The 2,077-nt window shown below is 68.1% G+C and carries 2 protein-coding genes and 1 pseudogene; 1 reads left to right on the top strand and 2 read right to left on the bottom strand.

Features of this window, described 5'->3' with window-relative positions; translation table 11 throughout:
- A pseudogene (locus ACFQEU_RS14990) lies at positions 1-585 on the bottom strand (phospholipase D-like domain-containing protein); the annotation flags it as partial.
- Positions 586-700: 115 nt separating this feature from the next.
- Between ACFQEU_RS14990 and ACFQEU_RS14985 the strand changes: the two are divergent.
- Entirely contained in the window at positions 701-895 is a 195-nt protein-coding gene (locus ACFQEU_RS14985) for a cold-shock protein (RefSeq protein WP_112079586.1), read from the top strand.
- A 258-nt stretch (positions 896-1,153) separates the two neighbouring features.
- On the opposite strand, the gene ACFQEU_RS14980 is transcribed toward ACFQEU_RS14985, so the two are convergent.
- Positions 1,154-2,077 (bottom strand): HEAT repeat domain-containing protein (locus ACFQEU_RS14980; protein ID WP_379783455.1); only part of this gene is annotated, 924 nt, incomplete at its 5' end.

Genomic DNA, 2,077 nt, shown 5'->3' with positions numbered 1-2,077 from the left:
GTCGACCGCCTCACCGTCACGACGGAGCTCGATCCGGTCGCCCGCCGCGGCGAGCGGGAAGTACCCCTCCAACGCATGAACCGGGACGCCGGTTCGCTGCCCGTCCCCCGCCCGGGCGAGGTGGTCCGCCGCGAGTTCCGGCGCCATCGAGAGCGCGACGGTTCCGTTCGCCCCGGACGGGATCGCCGTCGTGTGGTGGCCGTCCGAGAGCGACCAGTTTCCCGCCGACGGGAGTCGGACGACGAGATACTCGCCGCGGTTCCCCTCGGTGACGGGGTTCGGATAGAGCTCGACGATGGCCGGGGTCGCCTCCGATCGGGCGGCCGACCCGTTCGACGTGGCGACCGACCCGTCCGACGCGACATCCGGATCCATCGTCGTCACGTCCGAAGCTGTCGTCGCCACGCTCGGAGTCACCACGCTTGGGCCCGTCACATCGGGATGGGCCGTCACAGCCGGGCTCGCCGCCGCTGCGGGGGCAACGACCGCGAGCACGGCCACGAACACGAGCGCGGCGATGGCGACGACCACGGCGATGGACGCCGGCCTCTCGAACCACACGGATCGGTCGAACCCCCGTCGCATGCGCCGCATGGGTGCGGTATCGCATATAAACGGCCGGGTGCGGGACGACCGGGACGGTCGTGGTACCACGACCCTCGCAAGGGTTATGCCCGAACCGAGTGTATGTTTGTTTGCAATGGCAAACGGAAAGGTTGATTTCTTCAACGACACTGGCGGCTACGGTTTCATTTCGACTGAGGACGAGGACGATGACGTGTTCTTCCACATGGAAGACGTTGGCGGCCCGGACCTCGAAGAGGGACAGGAGCTCGAGTTCGATGTCGAGTCCTCGCCGAAAGGCCCCCGCGCGACGAACGTCGTCCGCAACTAACCGTCCCCTCGGGCGATCGTCGCCCCGGAACGCACACACTACGATCATCGGGCTCGGCCGGTCTCGACCGCGGGACACCGAACGCGACAGGTTTTCACGAACCCTTGACCCCGGAGCGAGAGCGCTCGCCGACGGTGGCGGCAGTCGCTGGCGGGATCGTTACCGATACTCTCGGAGAACGAAGAGCCACCGCGTCGGACCGACGGATGTCGCGGCGTTCGTTGCCCGTGTCGCGGGTTACACCACTCCGTACGAGGGTTACGCCGCCTGCGCCGCAGCGTCGAGCGTCGTCTTCGCTTTCTCCGCTTCGGTCTGGACGATGAAGGACCGCTCGTCGACGTACTCGGCGACGGTTTCGAGCGCGTCCTGCGTGCCGATCTGTCTGAGGGCCCACGCGGCGGCGGCGCGAAGGTCGTCGGAGTCGTCCTCGGCGAGCGCGTCGGCGAGGGGATCGACGGCACGGGTGTCGCCGATGAGGCCGAGCGCGCGAGCCGCGTGGGGACGAACGAGCTCGTCGGTGTCGCCGTCCGGGTCGAGCTGGTTCGCGAGGGGCTGAACCGCCTCGGTCGCGCCTATCTCGCCGAGCGCTTTGAACGTCGTCTTCTGGAGCTGCGGGTTGGAGGCCTCGTCGACGTACTCGACGAGGGTATCAACTGCCTCGTCGGCCGCCATCTTCCCGAGGATCCGGATCGCGAACCGGTCGCGCTTGCCGGCGCGGCCGAGCAGCTCTTCAAGCGAGGCCTCGGTTTTCCCGCGTTTTCCCATGCGCTCGAACGCTTCGAGACAGTGCCGCTCCATGAAGTCCGACTGGAGCGAATCGAGCGCGAGCAGGATCATGTCGACGTTACCGCGCGTCTCGTGCTCCTTCAGCGCCGCCCACTCGACGGGGAAGTCCTTGTAGTGACCGAGCACGTCGTAGTATCCCTGCGCGCGGAGCTGCTCGTGGGTCTCGAGGTCGTCCCACTCCTCTGCCGCTTCCAGCGCGTCCGACAGCGCGTCGGTGGCGTTGAGCAGCTCGGCGATCGTATCGGCGTCGTCATCGGGGTCGAGCCCCGCATCGTCGACCGCGTCCGCGACCGCGCCGAGCGCGTCCGTGAGGGCTTCGATCCCGTCGTCGTCGACGGTGACCGTCGCGTCCACGGCGACCGTCGCGTCGTCGACGAAGACGCCGACCGCGTCGGC

Origin of the sequence: Halorubrum tibetense (assembly GCF_042661865.1) — an archaeon.
Taxonomy (GTDB): Archaea; Halobacteriota; Halobacteria; order Halobacteriales; family Haloferacaceae; genus Halorubrum; species Halorubrum tibetense.
This window is presented reverse-complemented; position numbering and strand designations above follow the sequence as displayed.

Bases quoted from the DNA above. Each gene is read 5' to 3' on its own strand.
- ACFQEU_RS14985 (WP_112079586.1), top strand. From the start codon at position 701: ATGGCAAACGGAAAGGTTGATTTCTTCAACGACACTGGCGGCTACGGT.